The sequence below is a fragment of the Enterococcus sp. 3H8_DIV0648 genome (assembly GCF_002140655.1).
Taxonomy (GTDB): domain Bacteria; phylum Bacillota; class Bacilli; order Lactobacillales; family Enterococcaceae; genus Enterococcus_A; species Enterococcus_A hulanensis.
Map to the genome: position 1 here is coordinate 997,060 of NZ_NGLG01000001.1, position 1,432 is coordinate 998,491.

At 44.4% G+C, this 1,432-nt stretch carries 1 protein-coding gene; it reads left to right on the plus strand.

What is annotated here, in order from left to right; genetic code table 11:
• Positions 1–149: 149 nt before the first annotated feature.
• The coding region (gene obgE, locus A5875_RS04630; RefSeq protein WP_088932522.1) for a GTPase ObgE at positions 150–1,432 on the plus strand (1,283 nt) is incomplete at its 3' end.

Genomic DNA, 1,432 nt, shown 5'->3' on the forward strand with positions numbered 1-1,432 from the left:
GAGTAATTCTAAGAGTAAAACCAACAAAATTTTTAAGGTTCTATCAATAAGAATGGACTTTTTCGCATAATCTAGCTACAATATACAAGACTTTGTTTAGTGTGGAGATTCAGTAGTCAATAAAATAAAGTAAGAAGGAGGACACCAAGATGTCCATGTTTTTAGATCAAGTAACGATCGATGTCAAAGCCGGTAAGGGCGGCGACGGGATGGTAGCCTTTCGTCGTGAAAAATATGTCCCAGATGGCGGACCAGCCGGAGGCGACGGCGGGCGCGGAGGCGATGTCATTCTAGTTGTCGATGAAGGATTACGTACCTTGATGGACTTCCGCTACAATCGTCATTTCAGAGCGACTCCAGGAGAAAATGGAATGAGCAAAGGAATGCACGGGCGCGGAGCCGAAGATACTTATGTGAGCGTCCCACCTGGCACGACTGTTCGTGATGCCGACACTGGTACCTTGATTGGTGATTTAATTGAGAACGGTCAAGAATTGATCGTCGCTCACGGAGGTCGCGGAGGCCGCGGCAATACTCGTTTTGCTTCACCAAGAAACCCAGCTCCTGAATTGGCCGAAAATGGCGAACCGGGACAGGAACGTAATATCGAATTAGAATTGAAAGTATTAGCTGATGTTGGTTTAGTCGGCTTTCCTTCAGTTGGAAAGTCAACGATCCTTTCAGTGATTTCATCTGCTCGTCCTAAGATTGGCGCGTATCACTTTACAACCTTAGTTCCTAATTTAGGGATGGTCACAACAAGTGACGGACGCAGCTTTGCAGCAGCCGATCTGCCTGGATTGATTGAGGGCGCCTCTCAAGGTGTTGGCTTAGGAACACAGTTTTTACGCCATATTGAAAGGACTCGTGTCATTTTACACGTGATTGATATGAGCGGAATGGAAGGCAGAGAGCCCTACGAAGATTATCAAGCCATCAATAATGAGTTGGGCACACACAACCTACGCTTATTAGAACGTCCGCAAATTATTGTAGCCAATAAAATGGACATGCCTAACGCCGAAGAAAACCTGAAGAAATTCAAGGAACAATTGAAAAAAGATAAAGAAGATGAATTTGCAGACGATATTCCAGTTTTTGCGATCTCAGCGATCACAAAACAAGGATTAGATAATTTATTGAATGCAACAGCTGATTTGTTAGAAGTTACTCCAGAATTCTTATTGTATGATGAAGACGTAGAAGAAGATACCGTTAATTACGGTTTCCAATCGGATGAACCAGAGTTTACGATTTCGCGGGAACCTGACGCAACGTGGGTGCTTAGCGGCGAGAAACTAGAGAAACTCTTCAAAATGACGAACTTTGATCATGATGAAACAGTTATGCGCTTTGCCCGTCAACTTCGTTCTATGGGAGTAGATGAAGCCCTGCGAGCTCGAGGAGCCAAAGATGGAGATCTTGTTCGTAT